At 61.0% G+C, this 20,469-nt stretch carries 23 protein-coding genes; all 23 read right to left on the reverse strand.

Features of this window, described 5'->3' with window-relative positions; all coding sequences use genetic code 11:
- Positions 1-65 precede the first annotated feature (65 nt).
- The gene (locus BV106_RS03555) at positions 66-2,165 is read right to left on the reverse strand and encodes a hypothetical protein (RefSeq protein ID WP_265595301.1); all 2,100 of its coding nucleotides are present in this window, start codon (positions 2,163-2,165) and stop codon (positions 66-68) included.
- A 97-nt stretch (positions 2,166-2,262) separates the two neighbouring features.
- Complete coding sequence (gene sctU, locus BV106_RS03560; RefSeq protein WP_038160591.1) at positions 2,263-3,306, reverse strand: type III secretion system export apparatus subunit SctU; 1,044 nt, start codon at positions 3,304-3,306, stop codon at positions 2,263-2,265.
- Entirely contained in the window at positions 3,303-4,091 is a 789-nt protein-coding gene (sctT, locus tag BV106_RS03565) for a type III secretion system export apparatus subunit SctT (protein WP_051944960.1), read from the reverse strand. The genes sctU and sctT overlap by 4 nt, the downstream gene beginning before the upstream one ends.
- Complete coding sequence (sctS, locus tag BV106_RS03570) at positions 4,088-4,357, reverse strand: type III secretion system export apparatus subunit SctS (RefSeq protein ID WP_009965797.1); 270 nt, start codon at positions 4,355-4,357, stop codon at positions 4,088-4,090. Before sctS ends, sctT begins: the two co-directional genes overlap by 4 nt.
- Positions 4,358-4,379: 22 nt before the next feature.
- Positions 4,380-5,048 (reverse strand): type III secretion system export apparatus subunit SctR, encoded by a 669-nt coding sequence (gene sctR / locus BV106_RS03575; protein ID WP_038160593.1) that lies wholly within the window; start codon positions 5,046-5,048, stop codon positions 4,380-4,382.
- The gene (sctQ, locus tag BV106_RS03580; protein ID WP_081891494.1) at positions 5,045-6,085 is read right to left on the reverse strand and encodes a type III secretion system cytoplasmic ring protein SctQ; all 1,041 of its coding nucleotides are present in this window, start codon (positions 6,083-6,085) and stop codon (positions 5,045-5,047) included. The genes sctR and sctQ overlap by 4 nt, the downstream gene beginning before the upstream one ends.
- A 68-nt stretch (positions 6,086-6,153) precedes the next feature.
- A complete protein-coding gene (locus tag BV106_RS03585; protein WP_265595302.1) occupies positions 6,154-7,095 on the reverse strand; it encodes a hypothetical protein in 942 nt (313 codons plus the stop codon).
- On the reverse strand, positions 7,082-7,594 hold the full coding sequence (locus BV106_RS03590) for a type III secretion protein (protein WP_051944963.1): 513 nt from the start codon (positions 7,592-7,594) through the stop codon (positions 7,082-7,084). The genes BV106_RS03585 and BV106_RS03590 overlap by 14 nt, the downstream gene beginning before the upstream one ends.
- A gap of 33 nt (positions 7,595-7,627) precedes the next feature.
- Positions 7,628-8,962 carry a type III secretion system ATPase SctN gene (gene sctN, locus BV106_RS03595; RefSeq protein ID WP_304945252.1) on the reverse strand — a complete coding sequence of 445 codons (1,335 nt, stop codon included), beginning with the start codon at positions 8,960-8,962 and terminating at the stop codon, positions 7,628-7,630.
- A gap of 38 nt (positions 8,963-9,000) precedes the next feature.
- The gene (locus BV106_RS03600; protein WP_038160601.1) at positions 9,001-9,639 is read right to left on the reverse strand and encodes an HrpE/YscL family type III secretion apparatus protein; all 639 of its coding nucleotides are present in this window, start codon (positions 9,637-9,639) and stop codon (positions 9,001-9,003) included.
- A complete protein-coding gene (locus tag BV106_RS03605) occupies positions 9,627-10,313 on the reverse strand; it encodes a SctK family type III secretion system sorting platform protein (protein WP_038160604.1) in 687 nt (228 codons plus the stop codon). The genes BV106_RS03600 and BV106_RS03605 overlap by 13 nt, the downstream gene beginning before the upstream one ends.
- Entirely contained in the window at positions 10,310-11,056 is a 747-nt protein-coding gene (gene sctJ, locus BV106_RS03610; protein ID WP_051944965.1) for a type III secretion inner membrane ring lipoprotein SctJ, read from the reverse strand. The genes BV106_RS03605 and sctJ overlap by 4 nt, the downstream gene beginning before the upstream one ends.
- Before the next feature lie 104 nt (positions 11,057-11,160).
- Positions 11,161-11,616, reverse strand: coding sequence for a hypothetical protein (locus BV106_RS03615; protein ID WP_038160607.1), 456 nt, complete (start codon positions 11,614-11,616; stop codon positions 11,161-11,163).
- Positions 11,613-12,020, reverse strand: a complete 408-nt coding sequence (locus BV106_RS03620; RefSeq protein WP_038160610.1) for a hypothetical protein — start codon at positions 12,018-12,020, stop codon at positions 11,613-11,615. Before BV106_RS03620 ends, BV106_RS03615 begins: the two co-directional genes overlap by 4 nt.
- A 39-nt stretch (positions 12,021-12,059) precedes the next feature.
- The gene (locus tag BV106_RS03625; RefSeq protein WP_265592523.1) at positions 12,060-12,317 is read right to left on the reverse strand and encodes a hypothetical protein; all 258 of its coding nucleotides are present in this window, start codon (positions 12,315-12,317) and stop codon (positions 12,060-12,062) included.
- Positions 12,318-12,392: 75 nt separating this feature from the next.
- Positions 12,393-12,638: a hypothetical protein gene (locus BV106_RS03630; RefSeq protein WP_038160616.1), complete on the reverse strand. Its 246-nt coding sequence runs from the start codon at positions 12,636-12,638 to the stop codon at positions 12,393-12,395.
- On the reverse strand, positions 12,635-14,605 hold the full coding sequence (locus BV106_RS03635) for an FHA domain-containing protein (protein ID WP_038160618.1): 1,971 nt from the start codon (positions 14,603-14,605) through the stop codon (positions 12,635-12,637). The genes BV106_RS03630 and BV106_RS03635 overlap by 4 nt, the downstream gene beginning before the upstream one ends.
- Entirely contained in the window at positions 14,602-16,578 is a 1,977-nt protein-coding gene (sctC, locus tag BV106_RS03640; protein ID WP_265595303.1) for a type III secretion system outer membrane ring subunit SctC, read from the reverse strand. Before sctC ends, BV106_RS03635 begins: the two co-directional genes overlap by 4 nt.
- Before the next feature lie 8 nt (positions 16,579-16,586).
- The gene (locus tag BV106_RS03645) at positions 16,587-17,003 is read right to left on the reverse strand and encodes a type III secretion system chaperone (RefSeq protein WP_038160626.1); all 417 of its coding nucleotides are present in this window, start codon (positions 17,001-17,003) and stop codon (positions 16,587-16,589) included.
- Between the two features lie 14 nt (positions 17,004-17,017).
- Complete coding sequence (gene sctV, locus BV106_RS03650) at positions 17,018-19,108, reverse strand: type III secretion system export apparatus subunit SctV (RefSeq protein ID WP_304945253.1); 2,091 nt, start codon at positions 19,106-19,108, stop codon at positions 17,018-17,020.
- A 26-nt stretch (positions 19,109-19,134) separates the two neighbouring features.
- A complete protein-coding gene (locus BV106_RS03655; protein ID WP_265595304.1) occupies positions 19,135-19,521 on the reverse strand; it encodes a tetratricopeptide repeat protein in 387 nt (128 codons plus the stop codon).
- 117 nt (positions 19,522-19,638) lie between these two features.
- Positions 19,639-20,037: a hypothetical protein gene (locus tag BV106_RS03660; protein ID WP_038160633.1), complete on the reverse strand. Its 399-nt coding sequence runs from the start codon at positions 20,035-20,037 to the stop codon at positions 19,639-19,641.
- A gap of 35 nt (positions 20,038-20,072) precedes the next feature.
- Entirely contained in the window at positions 20,073-20,468 is a 396-nt protein-coding gene (locus tag BV106_RS03665) for a CesT family type III secretion system chaperone (protein WP_038160636.1), read from the reverse strand.
- Position 20,469 lies beyond the last annotated feature (1 nt).

The following is a 20,469-nucleotide window of genomic DNA, read 5'->3' on the forward strand; positions in this document are numbered from 1 at the left end:
GTCAGGTTGATGGATTCGTGATTTGTGGATTCGTTGCGTGAGTGCCGTGCCGTCCAGGTCCGCCATCAGGCGAGCTTCAGCTTCTTGGTGAGGAACTTGATGGAGTCCGAGGAACTGCTGTCGCGGAACATGTCCAGCGCCTCGGCCTTGTTGAGGCTCAGCCCCAGGGTGCTCATAAGCCCCACCGCCGTGCTCACAGGACGCTCGTCTTTCTTCGCATTGATATAGTCTTCCATGTCCTGCTCGGTGGGGTCGGTGATGCCCTTCTGCGCGAAGTGGTCCGTCAGTTCTTCCTTGAACCGATGGTAGAGCGAGGCCGTGGCCACACCGCTGTCGCGCGCGAGGAGCTTGCTGGAGGCGTAGGCCTGCACGTCCGCGACCGTGAAGTCGGAAGCCTTGGCCGTGATGCCCTGCGCCTTGAGCGCCTTCACCATCTTGTCCGTGACCCGCGTCATGGCCTTGGCATCCTTGCCTTCCAGCCCCAGGTCGGAGATCTTCTTGGTGCCGTCCTGGCCATCCAGGTTCTTCAGCGTGGTTTGGAGTGCCTCCTTGATGCCCTTGCTGTTGATGTGTCGCGCCAGCTTGTAGATGCCGTATCCGATGGCCGCCAGCGCCGCACCGCCTGCCAGCGCCCAGCCAATGGGTGTGGCGATCACCACGCCCGCTGCGGTCGCAGAAACAGCCCCCGCCGTCACGGCAATGGCCACTGCTCCCGCCGTGGCCGTACCGACACCGCCCAGCGCGCCAAAGAAGTTCTTCGTGGCGCTCAGTCCCTTGTCCACGGACTGCTTCTTCTGCTTCAGACGCAGGCGCTCGGCGATCGCCAGCAGTTCCACATCATCCTGTTTGATCACATCCGTGCGGCTGAGCGCATCGGTGGACTTTTTCTTCAGAGCCAGAAACGCCCGGTTGTCCGTCACATCATTGTAGAACTCGTAGCTGTTCACCGCCACGGTGAGCGGCCCCACCACCACGCCTGTGACGCCGCCGGCGAGCTTGAACCCTTCACTCACCACCTGCGTGCCGGCAGAGCTGATGGTCCCGATGTCGAGCACCGCCTTTTGGCCATCCCAGAGGGACTTCACCATCTTGGCCCGCTCCAGGCCCACGTTGTCGTTGAAGCTGTTGAGATCCTTCTCCGCCACCCGGCCCTTCATGCGTCCGGTGGTGGTGTTCTTGGCGAGCGCGTCATCCACTGACTTCAGCACTTCATTGCATTCGGTGAGTTTTTCCTGCAACCCATCCAGCTTGGTCTGCCGGGTATCCAACTTCTTGCTGCACGCCTCCCTTTTGGCCGCCAGGTCATCGCGCTGTCCTTGAAGATCATCGAGCATGCCTTGCAGCTCGACCCCCTGCTCCACCAGGAAGTCCTCCCCGTAGCCGCGGGCACGCATCAACTGGATATTTTCATGGATGCCCTTGAGCTTGCCTTTGATGATGCCGATCTCCGCATCCTTGAGTTGAAGACCGCGGTCGAGGCTCTTGAGCTCCTTCGTGGCGGACTTGACCAGGCTCTTGGCCTTGTCCACATGCCCTTCGATCTTGCTCTTGGCCTTCAGCAGATCACTGCGGGTGCTCCGCAGGTTCGCCTCCTCCTGCTTCATCTTCTCAGGCGAGAACTCCTTCACGATTTCCAAATCGCTCTTGGCCTTGTCGATCTTCACCTTCGCCAGATAGATGTCGGAGACGGTCTCCACGATCTGGGCTCCCGCGCCGATCCCGCCAGTGATCTTGGACACGTCATGTCCACTGCCACCGATGTACTTCGCCCCGTCCCCACCGGCTTTGATGGCCTTGCCGGTGTTCTTGAAGACGGACTTGAACTCCTTGAGGAACTTCTGAAAACGCGACTGTGTGTCCTTGCTCTTCTCCTTCAGCACCTTGTCGCGCTCCGGCCCACTGGGAGGAGGGCTGTCAAACTTGGCCTGCTTGGCGGCGCGGGCGTCCACAGTCTGCTGGACGCGACCTCGCACCTTGTCAGACACCTTCAATCCCTGCGTCTTGAAGGACGAGGGAGCCGTCCGCTGCATGTCCGTGGGCGGCACCTGCCCCTTGGGCTTGGGTGGATCCACCTGCTGCAATCCTCCGCTGGACTGGTCAGGGGGTGCCAAATGCGGCAGTGATTGTACAGAGGACTGTCTGGAGATCGTAGAGGTTTGGTCCATGGCAACAGCTGGTGGTTCCACCAAACTATGCCCGGCTCTCCTCCACGCTTACACGCCGCGATGTGACAATTGCGTTGCGCGACCGGCTTGCTGTAACTCAGTTGTTCTGTTTCCACTCCTGCAGCCAGCGCAGCACCTCCGCCATGGGCTCAATGAGGTCACTGGGCACGAAGCGGTCGATGTCCACATTCTCGTACAGTGCCCTCGCCAGCGGGATGTGCTGCATCACGGGGATGCCCTCCTCGCGCGCCACTTCCACCATGCGTCTCGCGATGTGGTCTTCACCCTTCGCCAGCACGCGCGGCATCTTGTCATCGTTCTCGTCGTAGTAGATGGCGATGGCTAGGTGCGTGGGGTTTGTCACCACCACTGAAGCTTTGCGGGTGCGTCCCATGGTGTCGCTTTGAGCCGCCTCCTGGGCGAGTTGTTTGCGCTTGCCTTTGATTTCAGGATTGCCTTCGCTCTCCTTGTACTCGCGCTTGACCTCATCCTTCGACATCTTCAGCTGCTTGATGTGCTGATATTTTTGGAAAAAGAAGTCGGCCGCCGCGATGATGATATACGCCATGACCACATTCATCGTTAGCGCCTTGATCATCGGCTGCAACGCCGTGAGCACCGACTCCTCCCCGCCATAGGGCAGCCGCGTCAACGGGTCCAGGCTCGCCTTCGTGACGTAGTAGATGATGATCCCGATCACCCCCACCTTGATGGTGGATTTGAGCAGCTCCACCAGGCTCTTCATCGAAAAGATCTGCTTGGCTTTGTCCATCGGGTTGAGCTTCTTCAACTCAGGCTTGAGAGGCTCAAACGTGAGCATGAACCCAATTTGGCCAAAACCCGCCGCCAGGCCCACCACCATCACCACCATGAGGATGGGCATGGACATGAGGAGAATCTTCCGCCCAATCGCCAGCATCAACTCCATGGAGCCCTGCGCGAAGGGCTTGTGGTAATACTGGACTGGTAGCAGGATGAGCTCCTTCGCCTGCTCCACCATGGAAGGCCACATGATCCCGATCGTGACAAAGCTCGCAATGGTCAGGGCCGCGGTGCCCACATCCTGACTCTTCGCGACCTGACCCTTTTTGCGGGCGTCGCGAAGCTTCTTCGGGGTTGGTGGCTCGTTCTTCTCGCTCACTCAAAGATCTTGTTATAGAACACCCGAATCTGGCCCGGCGTCGGGAACTCATTACGCAGGAAGCCCACCAGAAACACGAGGTAGAAGATGATCAACACGGCAGCAATACCGCTCTTCACCGGCATGGCCAGGAAGAACACATTCAACTGGGGGCTGAACCGGTTCATCAACCCCATGCCGAACTCCGCAATGAACATGGCGATGACCAGAGGCGCCGCAAAGGTGACGATCATTCCCATCATCTTATCCAGCACATGCAGGAACACGATGGGGAAGGCCGGCTCCATCTTGGGGAACCAGGAGAACACCGGCCAGTGCACATAACTGTCGTACATGATGGTGAGGAAGGCCATGAATCCCCCTCCCACAAAGAAGAAGACACCGATGATGCGGGCAAACAACAGACCAAAGGGCGAGGTGCTCTCACCTGACATGGGGTCAAACATCTCCGCCATGGAGCTGCCTCGCTGGTTGTCGATGAAGAAGCCCGTTCCTTCGGCAATCCAGAAGGCCATCCCCGTCACAAACCCCAGCAGCATGCCGATGGCCACCTCCTTGGTCAGCACTCCGATCAAGAACAGCATGTCAGGATCCTGCGGGATACCGGACACGTGCACCATGGGGATGGCCAGCGTCGTCAGGCTGATGATGACGACCTGCCGGGCGATCCCGGTGATGAACTGCTGGGCAAAAAACGGCGACACCGAAAGCGCCGCCATCATCCGGGGCAGGGTGAAGGCGACCGTCAACATGATGTCCCGGTGCGCTATGAGGTCGAAGGTCACCTTCGGAGAGTCGGAAAGGTGTCAAAAATGTGCGTGGTGAAGTTGATCACCTCTGCGCCCGTCCAGGAGGCCGTGGCAATGATGACCACCGTCACGACAATGAGCTTCACCGCAAAGGACAACGTCTGCTCCTGCACCTGGGTGAGGGCCTGGAAAAGGCTCACGACCACCCCCACCACCGTGGCGACCACGATGGGAGGGAGGGAAAGGATCAGCACCAGAATCAGCGCCTTGTTGGTGATGTCGATAATGTAGGCTTGATTCATGACAAGCAGGGGTGTGCGCCTCTCACCCGCCGGGCATGGCGTAGGTGATGACCAGTCCGTGGATCAACCGGGCCCAACCGTCCACCAGGACGAAGAGCAGCAGCTTGAACGGAAGGGAGATGGTCATGGGTGACACCATCATCATCCCCATGGCCAGCAAAATGTTGGAGACGATAAGGTCAATGGCAATGAAAGGCAGGTAGAGCAGGAACCCGATCTGGAAGGCTGCCGTCAGCTCACTGACGGTGAAGGCGGGGATGAGGACAAAGAAGTCATCCTTGTCGATCTTCACCTGGGCCTTGTCGCCCCAGAGCCGGCGGGCGGTATCGAGGAAGAACGCCTTCTCCCGGTCTGCCGTGTGGTAGGCCAGGAACTTCCGGATGGGCGTGCTGCTCCGGTCCATGATGCCCTTGATGCTCTCCACACTTAAATTCTTCAGATCCTCCTTTTCCAGGTTGGCAAAGGTTTGCTGGCCAATAGGGGCCATGATGTAGATCGTGAGGATCACCGCGATGCCGTTGAGCACCATGTTGGGCGGGATCTGCTGCACACCCAGGGCGTTGCGCACCAGGCTGAGCACGACCACCAGCTTCACGTAGGAGGTGACCATCACCGCCAGGAAGGGGATCAGCGCCAGCACAGAGGCCAGCACGATCAGCGTCAGCGGATCTGGCAGCTGCAGGTTGTTCATGCTTTGGCCAGTTCCGTGATGCGCACTCCGATGCGGTTGCCGATGTCCAGCAGCTCACCCTTGCCAATGGCGCGCCCGTTGGCGCAGATCGTCACCGCCTGGTTGGCAGGTGTGGGGAGTTCGATGCAAGCACCCGGAGCCAGGCTGCGCAGTTGCTCGAGCGTGGCGGCGTGCGTCCCCACCAGGAAGGTGAGTTCGACTTCAAGCTGGTCCACCAAGGCCAGGGGCTCGGTGGCGGCGGGAGTTGGGGCGGGTTCGCTCATGATGAATTGTTGAATGGTCAGCGTTTTGTCCTGCCAGATGGCAGCGGCGTGGCGGCGGCCAGCGATCAGCACCTCACAGGCACCTTGCACGCGCCAGGCCTGCAGGTCCGCCAGCACGGCATCCGCCTGGCGCAGTTCGCGGAACTCCTGTTGCGAAAGCGTGACGCGCCCGGCAACGAAAGACAGCAGCAGGGGCAGCGCATTCAGGCTCCGCACCGGCTGAGCCGGCACCCGGGCCATGATCTGGGCCAGGTGCTCCAGAGCGGCGTCATCCCCTTTCAAGGTGCCGCGAATCCAACCGGGGTCGCCGTCCTTTTCCACCGCGAAGGTCAGGGATTCCGCCTCCGCTTTGACAGGAGAGCCCGCGGGCAGCAGCTCTGCCAGCCCCACGTCCACCCCTTTGCCCTTGAGCTGAGTCAGCCCCGTCTCGAAGGCTGCCGCGAGCACGCCGCAGGCCAGCTCCGCGGGCAGCACTTCCAGATCCAGTCCGGCCAGGGCGGCGGAGAGCGCCGACACATCCGGCAAGCGCTCCAGTTGCACCTGGAACTCATGCCCGTCCACCGTCACCCGGGCGACCCGGCTGGCGGGGTTCAGACTCCTGACAGCAGAAAACTTCAGCGTGGCCGGTTGCCCGTTCCAGGCAAAGGCCACAGGCCGGTTGCTCCCGGCAATGGCCTGAACGGTCCGCGCGAACAAGGGGCGGACTTTTTCCAGGGCCAGGGGCTGAAGGTCAACTTCAGTGCCGGTTATTTCCAAAGGCATTCGGGCGGACATCAATCAAGAGAGTGTTGAGGAAGGCGGGCGGAAGCAGGCGGGGAGTGAAAAACACCTGCTGCCTCAGGTCAGGCGGTTGCCTCCTCCTGCTGTTGCTGCTGCTGGCGGGCCTGATCCCACGGAGTATTGCGCTCGCGGGAGCGGCCGTCGGAGGGGGCGTCGCCTGAAGAGTTCACCGTGACCACTGACGGCGCAGTTTGGTGCAGCCGCTCATCCAGCCGCTGCGAGAGCATGGCGATGCTGCCTTCCAACCAGCGCACCGAATCCGCCCTCGTGGAAACAAACTCCACCATCACCCGGCCGTCTTCTCTCCAGACGCGAGCCTCGGTGCCGGGCAGGACGCCCTCCTGGAACTTGATCCGTACCTCTTGGTTCTGGCCCGAGAGCGGGTCCGTCACCAGCACGCGATCCGCCATGGTGTGCATGAGGTTTTCAATCTGGGCCACCCGTTCAGCCATCGGGCTGGCTCCCTCCGCCGCGGCGGCTGGGGCCGGAGCAGACACCACGCTGGATTGTGAGAAGAAGCTGTCCAGAATGGCCGACCCGAGCGTGTCAGGTTTGACCTCGGCAGCGACCGTTTCCGGTTGAACCTCCGTACCCACGCCAGGAAGCGAGGAGCCCCCGGTCGTCGCCAGAGACTTCAATGCTTGTGCGGCGAGCTCTCCCACCTTCCCGCCTTCAGGAACGGTTCCAGGAAGAACGGCAGCAGAAAACTGCGAACGCCCACCCGTGTCGGCAACGGATGCCTGCCCGCCTTTGTCATCAGTGCTCACCACCGTTGCAGGCTGAGGCACGCCCGGGGTGGCCATGCCTTCCAGCATGGACCAGTCAGGCCCTTTCTGGTCGTCGTCGCCAAATCCATCGTCGGTGCCACTGCCGGAACCAGAAGGCTTTTCCAGAAGCGCCTTCAAGATTTCCAGGGCAGACGGATCACTCGTCTCAGTCACCACCTCACCCGTCGGACTTTCCGTCACCGGGTTGGAATTGGACGCGGAGTTAATTGTATTCATGGTTTTGACTCCCGGTTAAATTGAAGAGAGCTGATTTGGGGGATGTGAAATCTTCCATTTCCAGGTCAGCAAGACGCTCCTCTTCCAGCGCCTGCTCGCGCCGCCAGAGCTGGCGGTGTTCCACCAGTTTTTCCAGTTCCTGGGTGGCTTTGATGTGGGCCTTGCGGGCTTCTTCCAGAAGTTCTCTCGCACGATCGAGATCGGCCTCGGCCTTGCGGAGCAAATCCATATAGTCCAGCTCCTTCTCGCGCATGCCAGCGATCTCAAGACGCAGGTCGGTGATGTCGCCCAGCTTCACCGGCTTCAGCATGATGGAATCCATCAACCGCCGTTCCTCAACCACGCGCCACACCTTGTAGTCCTCCAGCTCCTGCTGGCGCTTTTCCACCAGCTGCTCCGCCTCCACCACGACCCGCCGGGCCGCAGTCACAGCCTTGCTCGCCTTGTCCTCGCGATGTTCGCGGACAAAGATGAGATCCTGCAGGAGGTAGCGGGCCATGGGGTTACGGTGAAAGAGGATGGAATGCCCGCGCTAGCGGGCCAGTTGCATCATCGCCTGAAGGGTTTGTTCGAAGGTGCTCTGCTCACGCAGTCCCTGTTTCAAGAAATTATTGATCGCATCGACCTTGGCAATGGCCTCGTCGGAAGAGGCATCACTGCCCTTCTTGTACTCACCGATGCGCACCAGAAGCTCCACTTCTTGATACTTGGCCAACAGGTTGCGGAGCTTGCCCGCCGCCCGTTGGTGATCGGGGGTCGCGATCGCCGTCATCAAGCGGCTCACGCTCGCGAGGACGTCGATCGCAGGATAATGGTTCGCGGAGCCAAGCTTGCGGGAAAGGATGATGTGACCGTCCAGAATGGAGCGGGTTTCATCCGCCACTGGTTCCGTCATGTCGTCCCCCTCCACCAGCACGGTGTACAGGGCGGTGATGGAGCCATTCGCGGAGCAGCCGGCGCGCTCCATCATCTTCGGCAGAGTGGCGAAAACGGAAGGCGGGAAACCACGACGGGTGGGCGGCTCACCTGCGGCCAGACCGATCTCGCGCAAGGCACGGGCAAAGCGCGTCACGGAATCCATGAGCAGCAACACCTTCCGGCCTTTGTCACGAAAGTACTCGGCGATGGCCGTGGCCACATATGCGCACTTGAGGCGCTCCATGGCCGGACGGTCGGAGGTCGCAATGACCGTCACCGCACGCTTCACGCCATCTTCACCCAGGTCACGCTCCAGGAACTCGCGCACCTCACGGCCACGTTCACCGATCAGGGAAAGCACCACGATGTCTGCTTCCGTATTGCGGATGATCTGGCTCAACAGGGTGCTCTTGCCACCACCTGCCGCCGCGAAGATGCCCATACGCTGCCCTTCGCCGCAGGTAAGCAGACCATCCAGTGCCCGCACGCCCAGATGGATGGGCGTAGAGATGAGCTGGCGGGTCATGGCGTTCGGCGGATCCGCCGTCACAGCATAGTATTCCTCGATCTCAATCGGGCCTTTCCCGTCAGAGGGGTTGCCCAGGCCATCGAGCACCCGGCCCAGCATCGCCGGCCCCACAGGCACGCGGTGCACCTCTCCGGTAGGGGTCACCTCTGTGGAGGAGGAAATGCCCTCCAGTTCGCCCAGCGGTGTCAGCAGCACGAGGTTCTTGGCAAACCCCACCACCTCGGCCATCAGACCATCCTCCTGCCAGGGATTCCGCAGATGGCAGAGTTCCCCGATTTTCACACCGGGGGCGTACGCCTGGATGATGGTGCCCACCACCTGCACCACCCGGCCACGCGGCACCAGGGGACGCGCCGTCTCCACCCCGCGCATCAGGCGCCGGTTGAGGGCTTCAAAGTCCATGGTGGGTCGCATCGTCATGTCGGGTCTGGCTTGGCTGGGGATTGGGATAATAGAAATTACTTCAGGGAGTTGATCAGCGCCTTCTCAATGGCCCGCAGCTGGGTCTGGATGCTCGCGTCCACGACGCCGATCTCCGTCTCCAGCACACAGCCGTCTTCGGCCAGGCGCTCGTCAGGCAGCACTTCCAGGAACTGGACCTTGGGGCAGGACTCCAGCATGGACTGCACGCGGGACTGGAGCCACTCGGCCTGGGCCGGGGCCACGCGAACGGTCACATGCCCCTCGTTCCGGGTGGTTTCCAGCGCATGACGCACGGCCTGCTCGACGATCTCCTTCTGCTCAAAGGTGCCCAGCACACGACGCAAGGCCCGCATCACCAGATCGATCATCACACCTTCCACCTTGGAAAAGTAAGCAGCGCTCTGGGTCATGCATTCCATGATCTGCCCGGCAATCTCCGCCTTGCCCTCCTCCTGACCTTCCTTGAACCCCTCCTCACGGCGGCGTTCGTACTCGGTCTGCGCCTCGGCACGCTTCTGGTCCGCGTCCATCTGACCGGCCTTTCGCAGCCGGATGGATTCGCTCACTGCCGCGTCCACAATCGCCTTCGCACCCGCGACCACGGCATAGTCTTCCGCCTTGACCACTTTCGCGCTGGGCTCAATGGCCACTCCCGTTGCATTCAGGCAAAGCATGCCATCTCCTCCTTGGTAAAAACTTCATTGCCAATCTTGCGGACGAACGTCCAGATCTGGTCGCACTCCTCTGTGGCCAGCTTGGGGGTGCCCTGCTGCTGCAGTGATGGCGGCAGTTTTACCCAGAACCGCCGCAGCAGCTCCGAGGGCTCGTCTGAAAGCATGCCCAAGACGGTAGCCCAGCCAGTGGCCAGCACCTGCTGGCCGAGGCTGCCCTGAATCCCGGCGGTCAGTTGGGGCAGCGCCGGTGCCGTCATCATCCGGCCACGCCGCAAGGCGAAGGCGTGAGCCGCCGCGCCAATGGCGGCCTTCAGCTCCATAGTCTGCACCCGGGCAATCGTCGCCGCGATCTTGGTCGCGTGGATGGCGGCCCCGCAATAGCAGGCCAGTTTCTCCAACGTCATCCAGCTCATCAAAACCAGCCGACGACGCGGAGGGGAGAAATCCCACCAGCCCGGCACGTGATCCAGCCCCAGTTGAGTCGTCGCCCAGCGGGAGGCATGCTTCTGCCCCACCGCCGAGTTTGCCAGGAAAGCCAGAACATCAGCATGTGGCAACGCAGCAAGCCGGTCAGGGTGCGCCCAGTGCTGGGGCTTCCCTTGAAAGTCACCAATCAACCGGAAGAGGTCCGGCTGACGGAGGGCAAGTTCTGCATACCATTGCGGCAGATTCATGATGCAGACTTGGGGTTGCCCTTGCGGAACATGAGGAAGACAGCCGTGGCGAGAAGGAATCCGCCCGCCGCTGCCGCCACGGGCACACCCCACGGTGGCAGGGTTGCCAGCAGACCAGCGGCCTTGGTCGCCTCCGGCTTTTCCTTGCGACGCACCGGTTCCATGGCCTCTGCGGAAGTGATCACGAGCTCCACGTTTTCCGGCTTCAGTCCTTCCACACTGCGAGTCACCAGATTTTTCAAGTCCTGGGTATTGTTCGCCAGATTGTAGCCGGGACGGCACTTGATGAAGACCGCCGCCGAAGCGGGATTGGTCTCCTCTGCCAACGGATCCGTGTCTGGCAGGGCGATGTGGACACGAGCCGCGACCACGCCGTCGATCTTCATGAAAGTCTCCGAAAGCTCCTGGCTCAGAGCATAGATAAAACGGACACGTTCCTCCGTCGGGGAGCTGACCAGCCCGGACTTCTGGAAAATTTCCCCCATGCGCTGGAAGCTCTGCCGTGGCAGGCCCATCGCCTGCAGCGTCTGCATGGCAAAGGGAAAGTCCTCGGACTTCACCTGGAGGGCCCATTTGTCTTCCTTGCCGGGAGTCTTGGTGCAGGCGACCTCACGTTCCATCAGGGCGGCCATGACCTCGTTGGCTTCTTCCTCACGCAGATCGCTGAAGAGGGGCACCTGCTTGGCACAGCTCACCAGCAGCAGGCCGCAAAGACAAAGAGTGATTCGAGAGAGGGGAGCCATGAAATAGGGCGAAAGAGGAAATGCAAAAATCAAACAGATGACAGGTGCCGCGGACGAGGACGCGTGGATGCCGCGACCTCATCCGTCAGGTACACCTGGCTGGCTCAACCACCGCGGCTGAGTTCCTTGATGGTGTTGGTGCCGGCTTTGGAGGCGTTGTCCACGCCCATCACCGACATGCTCCATCGGGCGACTTCAATTTGAAGAGCCATGATCTCACCGAAATCGGTCCCGAGCTTGAGCGGACCATTGCTGGAGATGTGCTCCAAACGGGAGTTGATGGCGCTCATCGAGTCATGATAGCCGGTATTGAAATGGGAAATGCCATCGAGAATGGAGTCTCCCAAGGTGTTGAATTTCGTCGGTTCCACCGCACCTGCTGCGGTGGGGGCAGCGGGAGCCTGGGCAGGAGCGACGACTGGTGCCGACGTGCTGGCAATCATGGCCCGCAGTTGCTCCAAATCTTGGGGAGAGGACACCCCCAGCGGAGCAGGCACGGCCGCAGTGGCTGCGACGGCAGTCTGCGCTTGGACGGGAAGGGCGACAAGAGGTACGCTCATAGAAAGTTGCGTTTGGGTGCCAGATGATCGGAGGACAGGGTCAACAAGTTGGCCGCCATCGCCCGGGCGTCAGGTTGCGAGGAAGTGCTGGCGACCTCCTGCAAGATAGCCTGCCCCTCCTCCTCCCGGCCCTGAAGTCTCAACGCGCAGCCCAGATGGGCGCGGGCGAGGTCAGAGCCGGGATTCAGGGTCAATGCACCTTCCTTCAGCGATTTGATGGCCACCTCGGGGTTGCCCGAGAGGATGGCGACAACCGCCCCTCCAATGATGGGAATCTCGCTCTCGGGTCGCACAGCTTGGACACCGTCAAAGACGGCGACGGCCTCTTTGTAGAGACCATTCCATGCGGCCAGGTAGCCTATACGCATCAAAAGACGGACGAGCTCAGAATCGATGGGGATCATGCACTGGCAGACGTGGTTCTAACGTTGATGGGCCAGAACCTAACGAAGGTTGCTGACAGCGTTCTTCGCGGGCTCCTGAATCGCTTTCACAAGGTTGGAAACAGCCGTGGCTGCGTTCGTCACCTGGTTCACGCGCATCTGCAGCAGCACCACAGCGCCGGGGTCGGAGAAGTCCGTTTGCGAGGCGTCGGTCATCACCTGCGTGGTCTCTTGGTTCAGCGTGTTGGCCATCGTGGTCACGGTGTTCCAAACATCTGAGTTGCTGCCGAACAACGGGGGATTGAAGTCAATGGGCATGGTGTTTGTTTGCCTTTCTTTATTGCTTGTTTGTTTGTGGGTTTCCGGTGTGGAGTTTTGAATGACTCGGTCGTCTTATTTGCCCCCGCCGGTGGCGAGCACCTTGAGCGTGGCAAAAAATCGGATCAGTTTTTCAGCCTGATCAATGCTGTGGGCGAGCCGATTGGCGGCCTCAAAATCCCCAGGGGCGAGCCCCGCACTGCGGGCCTGGTTCACCTTGTCCCGCCAGGTGCCGAGATACTCGGTAAGCTGGGCGCGGAAAGTCCCGTCCGTGTCATTGGCCAGGGCATCCGCAAGATCTGGGGTGTCGATTTCGGTCATGGTTTGGATTGCTTCTGCCCGGACGAGGCGACGGGTGATTTGTTGGAGTGAGGCTTGGCCGACTCGCTGGCCACTGCGGCCTCCAATGCCTCCTGAATAGCCTTCTGCCTTTCTGAGGACACGGGTTTCTGAAAATCTGCCGGCGGGGGTGAAGAGACGGCTTTTGTCTGTACTGGCCCAGGAGCGGGCTCTCCAGTCGGCGGGCTGCCAATCACCGGCAGCGGAGGCTCGATCGCTGAGGGAGCGGCCTCTTTCACGGGCTCCTGAGGGGCGATGGCTGGAAGGACCGGAGCCTCGGCAGGCAAGGCGCGTCGGACTGATACCGCCTCTGCCGTCACGCCACTGTCCCGAAGGGCGTCCGATACCGTGGCGATGTCCACGACGGCCTCTTTCGAAGCTGCCCCTGAAGGAGCCCCCAGAATGACCATGTCACCAATGCCCACCACCCGCTCGCTCTCGCCTTCCTGGATGACGATGCGCCCCTCACTGACCTGCTTGATCACTCCGCCAAAGGGCAGTCTGGCTCCAGCAAAGTAAATGCCCCCACTGCTGAGGCGCATGGATCCCAAGCCACCCGGACGATTCTGAATGGATTCCACCGTGGCGTCAGGCTTGTCGATGGTTGGGAACAATGCGCGAGGCACGGGAGGGGGGGCTTGGAAAAGCCCTGTAGCCGAGGCGGCAGCATTCACGGACCCTGATCCGGTCGCCCCCACACCCTTCTCCTTCTCTTCTTGGGGGGCGGAAGTGATGCCCATGCTGCCACGACCCGAGGTCATCGCCGGTTCCCGCTGCGATTGACTGGCACGGTGCTCTGCCGAAGCGGCCGCCAGCCCTGCCGCAGGGGTGATCGTTGCGGCGGCCGCTACTCCGTTCCCAGCTCCCTTAGCCGGTGCTCCTGTGGTCTCCGTCCCACTCGGTTTTTGCGCGGCAGCGTGGGCAGGAAGCGTCACAATGACCGTCCTTTCGGTGGGCTTCATGATGGAAGGCACGGTCACTTGTGCCTCCACGCCAGTGACCCCAGGAATCTCGTCCGTGAGTTGCTGCTTCACCCGGTTCCACAAATCGCGATCCGTGACACTGCCACTCACCACCAGCCGGCCTTCGGCATTTGCAATGACGTCCAAAGGCAGACGTTGCTGGCGGAGGATCGACCGGGCACTTTCCCCGAGTGATTCGAGACTCCAGATCCGGGGCACTACGCCGGAGGCTTTGGTGCGGAGATCCACCTCAATGTCTCTCAACTGGTCCGATTTGGGCACATACCCACGGGCATAGAGTCGTCCGCCGTCGGATTCCACGCGCACATCTTCAGAGGCACCATGCACCTTGAGTACCGCTTCGGCCCGGGACTTTAAGTCATTGTCTCCATCCCCACCGGGAAGCGGATTGTTCCCCTTCCAGATATTGAACAGGATCAGCCACGCGGTCAGCAGGAGCAGGCCAAAGGCCACCCCAAAGATAGCCACCGCCCGCTTCGGCGGTGGCGGGCTCTCACCATCTGTGGCAGCTGCCGCAGCGCTGCCTCCCCCATTCCCTGCCGTCGCACCGGCCGCAGCGGCAGCATTGTCCGCTGGTTTGCCTTCCTCGCCAGGTGGCGGTTCGGGAGCCTCTTTTTCCAGTTCTGGCGCATCCCCTGCCGAGAGCAGAGGCCACTTGCCATCCACCGGGCCAATCACCAGGTGTGTGCCACCCAGCGTGATGAAGACAAAGGGCTCGACCTTCTGGCGGGTATCTTTGACACGCTTGCCCGCCAGATACACGCGACCGCCCAGCGGCTCGACAAACAACGCCTTCGGACCGGCGTCGATGGCCACGTGCTGGGGGGCGATCAGGACATCATGCAGCACCACATCGCAGCCTTCATCGCTGCCGATGAGGCTCTTGCCGGGTGCAAGGTCGATCTCCGCGCCCTGATGGGGGCCCGCGATCACCTTCAGCAGCCACTGGGAACGGGTATCACTCATTTGGGATTGATCTTGATGCGGGGAAGCACAGGGGGCGCGTCATATTCGGAAGATTGGCGGACCGCCGCCCCACGGGGAGCTACGGCAGGCTCCACCACAGGAGCCGAGGTCACGCCCGCAGGCACGCCGGGAGCGGGCAACAGGATGGGATCCAGCATCGTAGGATTGGGGTTGCTCGCCTTCCAGGCTTCATTGGCCACCTCACGAGCCCGGATGGAGGCGGGGTGAACGTCATCACGCACCGCAGGAGTTGAGTGCTGTTGCACGTCCACCACCTTGGGAGTGATGAAGAAGAAGCGCTGCTTGCGCTCGTTCAAGACCTCCTTGCGCTTGAAGGCATAGCCCACCAACGGGATGTCGCCGAGGAAAGGCACCTGCCGGGTGTTCTTGGTCTTGCGCTCAATGAAATAACCTCCCACCAGCAGGGTCTTGCTCTCCGGGACAACTGCCTGGGTGGTGATGGCACTCTCCCGCGTGCCGGGGATATCATCTACGGAAGTGTCTTCGAAGTTGCCATCCGTGATGTCCAGATGCAGGCGGAAGGAACGTTTGCCATCTTCCACCACCAAGTTGGGAGTCACGCGGAACTGCACTCCGGCCGTCACGTCGAAGAGATCCACCTCTTGATCACCGGCTACCCGCACATAGAAAGTCTCCTCCGTGCGCACCACGGCCTCGACGTTCTCCATGGTCAGAACCGATGGGCTGGAAACGATGTCTGCGCCCCCTTTTGTCTCAAGCGCACGCAGACGAGTCAGCAAATCAAACCCTTCACCACCAATGAGAGCTGCAACATTCAGGCCGCCACCACGAACGAGATTGGTGCCGTCCACAAACGATGGCGTGGTCTCAGGAGGAGCTTCTCCGCCGTCGAACTGGCTGCGATCCGCTTCAAATCCGAAACGGTACTTGTTGCCATCCTTGGCCGTGTAGTTCCCAAGGAATTCCATGCCAAAGTCTTTCCCGTTGGTGGTGTCCACATCCACAATGGCCGCCGTGATTTCGATGGCGTTGGTGGGCACATCGAGCATCTGGATTAGCTCATCATAGAGAGGCATGCGAGAGCCAAGGTCACGCACCACAATGGCGTTCAAGCGACCGTCCACCACAATGATGGGCTCGATGGGGTCCCCGGGTTGGGGGGCGTTGCCAGGCCCCTGTGCGCCCCGCGGAGCACCGTTGCTCCCGCTGCCTGCCGGGGGCTGCCCGATAGAGGACAAACCCGCGCCACGCAGTCCGTCCCGGGACCGCAGACGCTCGGTGTAGACAGGCCCGTTCGACGACGTCCCCGATCCCTTGGGGTTCATAAGATTCTGCAACGTCGTGGCCACCCCAGGAATGCGGACGGAAGAGCCGGAGCCTGAACCCACTGTGGAGTCTTGGGCCGTGGCATACTTCAGACGATAGGTACGCACCGTGTACTCGGAGCCAGACTGCTCCACCTTGATGGACATCTGCGCATCCAGCTCCCGGGCGACGATCTCGGTCGCCTGGATGTAACGGGGACCACCGGCCAGCAGCAGCAATCCCGGACGGTCAGCCCCCTTGATCAGGCTCTCCCGCCCAGCAGGTCCACTGGCAAATCCCACGGACTGCAGCGCGTCTTCGAGGCTCTTCCGAGTCAGGGCGTTGACCACCAAGGTGCGTGTGAGCACTTCGTCAGCAGCATCCACATAGATCTTGCCCCCGTCGTAGAACCAGGTGCAGTTGCCCACCTCACACAGAGTGTCCAGCATGGAACTGGTGGCGACAGACTGGAAGTCTCCGCTGACCACCGCCTTCACCTGCGGACTGATGATGGCCTGCAGGCCTTGTTTGGAGGCCAGCTCCTGGAGAAGATCCGCCACGGTGCGTTGCTGCACCGCCTGCAAACTCACCCGGGCAGTTTTCCATGGAATGTCTGCGTGGGCCACAGGTGCGGCAAAGGCCGTCACGACCGCACACAGAAGGAGACTTGAAGAGAAGGAGCGCATGCGTGTGGTTAGTTGGCACCCAGCCATTGCCGCCAGAAGCTGGTTTCATTCAAAAGCGATTCGATGGCGGCCAGCCCGTCGGAAACGGATCGAAGTTCGCCGTCAAAGCGCCGCCAGAGGAACAGTTCACGGGTGCCCGGCTCGAAACAGAGGGATTCCGCGGTGGCCAGCTTGCTGAAGCGGGCTCCCGAAAGAACCAGACAATCCGAAAGCAAGACCCCGAGCGGCTGCCGCCTGATCTGTGCCAAATCATCCGCCAAACCAATGATCCCAGCGAAAACGATTTTTCCATCCTGAATCCGGGAGAGACGCAGCGGCACGCCATCCACCTCAAAGGCGAAGTTGCCCGCACCGTCTGGAGCAGGGCGGCTCAGCCCCACCTCTTCACAGACGGCGTCCACAGTTTCTGAGAGCGAATCAGTCATGGTTCAGTAGTCGATCAGGCCGCAATGCGTCCCAACGGCTGGATGGTGATCTCTTCGGTGAGTTCCTGGTGGGAGAGAACGGGAAGTTCGTAAAATTCTTGTTCGATAAGCTTCCGGGTGTACCGGCGGACATCCAGGGAGGTGAGCAGCACCGGCCGCTGGTTGCTCTCCCAGATATTGCCGACCTGCTTGCGCACCGATTGGAGGAGCGCTTTGACGGTGCTGGGGTCGAGGGCGAGATAGGCCCCTGCGGAGGTCTGGCGCACTGCCTTGCGAATGCTCTCCTCCAGGCTCGGCTCCAGCAGATACACCGCCAGGAGGTTCTGCCCGCGGCTGAACTTGTAACTGATGTAGCGGCGCAAGCTGGAACGCACGTACTCGGTCAGCAGCACGGCCTCCTTCTCCTTCTGGCCCCACTCAATCAATGACTGCAGGATGGTGCGCAGGTTGCGGATGGAAATCTCCTCCTGCACCAGCCGCTGGAAGACCTCGGTGATCTTTTGCACCGGGAGGACACGCTGCACTTCCCGCACCACCTCGGCAAACTGCCCCTCCATTTTTTCCAGAAGGTATTTCGTTTCCTGCAGTCCCACAAAGTCTGCGGCATACCGCTTGAGGATGACTGAGAGGTGGTAGGTTAGCACCTGGGTGGGGGCAAGATACGGTACGTTGGTTTTGTCCAGGTCCCCCTTGCGATCAATCGGAACCCACAGCGGTGGCAGGCCTTTCAGGAAGGACTTCTCCTCCACAAACGGGATGTTCAGCATCTTGAGCGACTCCGCCTTCTCCCTCGCCAGAACGTGCCCGGCCTTGAAGCTCCCCTCGGCAATCGGCACCTCATGGAGCATAATCTTGTAGGCCCCTGCTGGCAGCGACTCGTTGAAACGCAGGTGAATCCCCGGGAACGGCACGCCCAGGTCGTGGTACAACGCCTGTCGCACCCGGATCAGCTCATCGTTCATCGATGCCGCATCGATGGCATTCTGGCTGGCCGCAGAGACGTCCATCAGGAGCGGCACGGTGATGGAGAACTCATCATTTGAATCTTTCTTTTTGACCTGTGGCTTGGCCCCCGTAGCGGCCATGGCGGGCAGGTCACGTTTGTCCTGCGTGGCCAGCACCGACTCGGGAGCCAGTTTGCGGCTCAACGCAAAGCCACCCACCCCGGCCACCACGGCCAGGATCAGGAACGGAATCTTGGGAAATCCGGGAATCATCGCAAAACCCACCATGAAACCGGCCGCGATCATGAGCGCCTTGGGCTGGGAAAGAAGCTGGTTGCCCACGTCACTCCCGAGAGCACCTCCGTCTTCTGAAGCCGACACGCGGGTCACGATCATGCCCGCGGTGATGGAGATGAGCAGCGCCGGAATCTGCGAGACCAGACCGTCACCAATGGTGAGGATGGAGTAGGTGGTGACGGCTTTGCCAATGTCCCAGCCTTTCTGCATCACGCCGATACAGATCCCGGCGGTGATATTGATGGCCGTAATGATGAGGCCGGCAATGGCGTCCCCCTTCACGAACTTCATGGCACCGTCCATGGCACCGTGGAGCTGGTTTTCTTTCTCCACCTTGTGTCGTCGGGCAGTGGCCTCCTCCTGGGTGATGGCTCCGGCACGCAAGTCGGCGTCAATGGCCATCTGCTTGCCCGGCATGGCGTCCAGGGTGAATCGGGCGCCCACTTCCGCGACACGTTCCGCCCCTTTGGTGATCACGATGAACTGAATCAACGTGATGATGAGGAAGATCACGACCCCGACGACGAAGTTGCCGCCGACCACGAAGTTCCCGAAGGTGTACACGATCTCCCCGGCGTGGGCGTGCAACAAGATCAGACGGGTGGTCGTGATGTTGAGCGATAATCGAAAGAGGGTCGTGATGAGCAACAGCGACGGAAACGTCGAGAACTCCAGGATGCCCGGCACATACATGGAGAGCATGAGGAGCAGCATGGAGATCGCCAGGTTGATGGCGAGCAGCAGATCCAGCACGGCCGGTGGCACCGGCAGGATCATCAGGGACAGGATGGCCACCACCACGACTGCAAGCAGCACGTCGTAATAGCGGGAACCGCGAAGGATCGCGCCTTGGAGCTGAAGCATTTTTCCGGCCATGCGATCGTGTCAGGTCAGTCTGTTGTAGTGGTGAGAAGGCTGGTAAGGAACTCGCGCGCAGCTTCGTGTTTACCCTGCTCCCAGAGAGCCTTGGCAAACACCAGCCCCACCGGCATGCGGAGGTCATTGGAACTTTTTTGCAGGGCGCGCGTGGCCACCCTGGCGGCGTCCACGGGTCGGCCATTCATCAACTCGCCCAAGGCCAGGCACCGCTGGACCTCCACGTCGTCCGGGAACAGGCGAAACAGGAGCCGCAGCATCGCGCAGGCCGCAGCCGGTTTGTGCTGCTCCAGATGGAGATACGCCTGCAGCATCATCCAGTCCCGCTGGGCTGGAGTGAGCGTCCATTGCCCCACTCGCGCAGATTTCCCCAACGGAGCGCCGGGGGGCTCTCCGTTCATTCGGATGGGGGGCTGGTGGGTGTTGGGAGTCAACGAAAGTAATGGTCGGTTTGCATCTGCCTGAAGGGCCGGATCAGTTACAGGAAAATCCCGCCAACTTTCCACCGGAGTTCAGGCTTACCCTTTCAGCAGGGCATAGCGGTACTGTTCGCCCAGCTCATGGTCTGCGCCGAGGCCGCTCAAGAGGCCGATGACCCCTTGAATCTCCTCCTGCTGCTGGGGATCTGCCGTGTCTTGAAGAGCCGTCACCAGCGCCTTCAGAATTTCTTCCCGCATGAGATGAAACACGCCAGGACGCAGCATGGACTGATCCTCCACCCGGGGGCGAATCGCATCGAGCATGACGCGCTCGAAGGTGTTGGCCTGAAGAATAGCCTCCATCTTCGCCTCCACGGAGGCATCGATGGGTTGCAGGCGGGAATCCTCCGGCAGCAACGGTGCCACCTGCTGGTCTGCGATCTCGATGGAGGCGAGACCCAGCTTGGTTTGAAAGGATTCTGGAAGGAGGCGGGGCATGAAAACGGAAGTCAGTCAGACCGTGACGGCGATGATCAAGCGGGCCGCACCACTGTGGACAAAGCGTCTTGCAGGGCCTCCAGCTGACCGATGGCCTCGTGCAAGGCTGGAAGGTTAAATTCGTAAGTCTCCATTCTCGCAGAGAAAACCAGCACCCCGCGTCCACCAGCAAGGGCAGCACGCACAGGCCAGCTTCCCGGTTGCCGGGGGTGGGTCATTTCCAGAGCCGTCTGGCAGGCGGCGGCATCCGGTGGTTCGATCTTGCGGGACAGGCTGATGGCCACGATCTCCTGGCGATCACCCACCAGCTCAATCGACAAGGTGCCAATGCCACTGATATCCAGAATCACCGCCCCATGTTCATTGGGTTGCAGATGCGCCATGCCCATGCTCTGGCCGAACTCAGACACGGTTTGGTCTATGGGAGTCATC

This window comes from Verrucomicrobium sp. BvORR106, assembly GCF_000739655.1.
Classification (GTDB): domain Bacteria; phylum Verrucomicrobiota; class Verrucomicrobiia; order Verrucomicrobiales; family Verrucomicrobiaceae; genus Verrucomicrobium.

Excerpts from the sequence above, each read along its gene's own strand:
- sctN (WP_304945252.1), bottom strand. The coding sequence starts at position 8,962 with ATGACGATGCGACCCACCATGGACTTTGAAGCCCTCAACCGGCGCCTG.
- sctJ (WP_051944965.1), bottom strand. The coding sequence starts at position 11,056 with ATGGCTCCCCTCTCTCGAATCACTCTTTGTCTTTGCGGCCTGCTGCTG.
- BV106_RS03625 (WP_265592523.1), bottom strand. The coding sequence starts at position 12,317 with ATGCCCATTGACTTCAATCCCCCGTTGTTCGGCAGCAACTCAGATGTT.
- sctR (WP_038160593.1), bottom strand. The coding sequence starts at position 5,048 with ATGAACAACCTGCAGCTGCCAGATCCGCTGACGCTGATCGTGCTGGCC.
- BV106_RS03645 (WP_038160626.1), bottom strand. The coding sequence starts at position 17,003 with ATGACTGATTCGCTCTCAGAAACTGTGGACGCCGTCTGTGAAGAGGTG.
- BV106_RS03605 (WP_038160604.1), bottom strand. The coding sequence starts at position 10,313 with ATGAATCTGCCGCAATGGTATGCAGAACTTGCCCTCCGTCAGCCGGAC.
- BV106_RS03555 (WP_265595301.1), bottom strand. The coding sequence starts at position 2,165 with ATGGACCAAACCTCTACGATCTCCAGACAGTCCTCTGTACAATCACTG.
- sctC (WP_265595303.1), bottom strand. The coding sequence starts at position 16,578 with ATGCGCTCCTTCTCTTCAAGTCTCCTTCTGTGTGCGGTCGTGACGGCC.
- BV106_RS03665 (WP_038160636.1), bottom strand. The coding sequence starts at position 20,468 with ATGACTCCCATAGACCAAACCGTGTCTGAGTTCGGCCAGAGCATGGGC.
- BV106_RS03600 (WP_038160601.1), bottom strand. The coding sequence starts at position 9,639 with ATGCTTTGCCTGAATGCAACGGGAGTGGCCATTGAGCCCAGCGCGAAA.
- sctQ (WP_081891494.1), bottom strand. The coding sequence starts at position 6,085 with ATGTCCGCCCGAATGCCTTTGGAAATAACCGGCACTGAAGTTGACCTT.
- BV106_RS03660 (WP_038160633.1), bottom strand. The coding sequence starts at position 20,037 with ATGCCCCGCCTCCTTCCAGAATCCTTTCAAACCAAGCTGGGTCTCGCC.
- BV106_RS03590 (WP_051944963.1), bottom strand. The coding sequence starts at position 7,594 with ATGGCCCGCTACCTCCTGCAGGATCTCATCTTTGTCCGCGAACATCGC.
- BV106_RS03630 (WP_038160616.1), bottom strand. The coding sequence starts at position 12,638 with ATGACCGAAATCGACACCCCAGATCTTGCGGATGCCCTGGCCAATGAC.
- BV106_RS03585 (WP_265595302.1), bottom strand. The coding sequence starts at position 7,095 with ATGAATACAATTAACTCCGCGTCCAATTCCAACCCGGTGACGGAAAGT.
- BV106_RS03655 (WP_265595304.1), bottom strand. The coding sequence starts at position 19,521 with ATGAACGGAGAGCCCCCCGGCGCTCCGTTGGGGAAATCTGCGCGAGTG.
- BV106_RS03635 (WP_038160618.1), bottom strand. The coding sequence starts at position 14,605 with ATGAGTGATACCCGTTCCCAGTGGCTGCTGAAGGTGATCGCGGGCCCC.
- BV106_RS03615 (WP_038160607.1), bottom strand. The coding sequence starts at position 11,616 with ATGAGCGTACCTCTTGTCGCCCTTCCCGTCCAAGCGCAGACTGCCGTC.
- BV106_RS03620 (WP_038160610.1), bottom strand. The coding sequence starts at position 12,020 with ATGATCCCCATCGATTCTGAGCTCGTCCGTCTTTTGATGCGTATAGGC.
- sctV (WP_304945253.1), bottom strand. The coding sequence starts at position 19,108 with ATGCTTCAGCTCCAAGGCGCGATCCTTCGCGGTTCCCGCTATTACGAC.
- sctS (WP_009965797.1), bottom strand. The coding sequence starts at position 4,357 with ATGAATCAAGCCTACATTATCGACATCACCAACAAGGCGCTGATTCTG.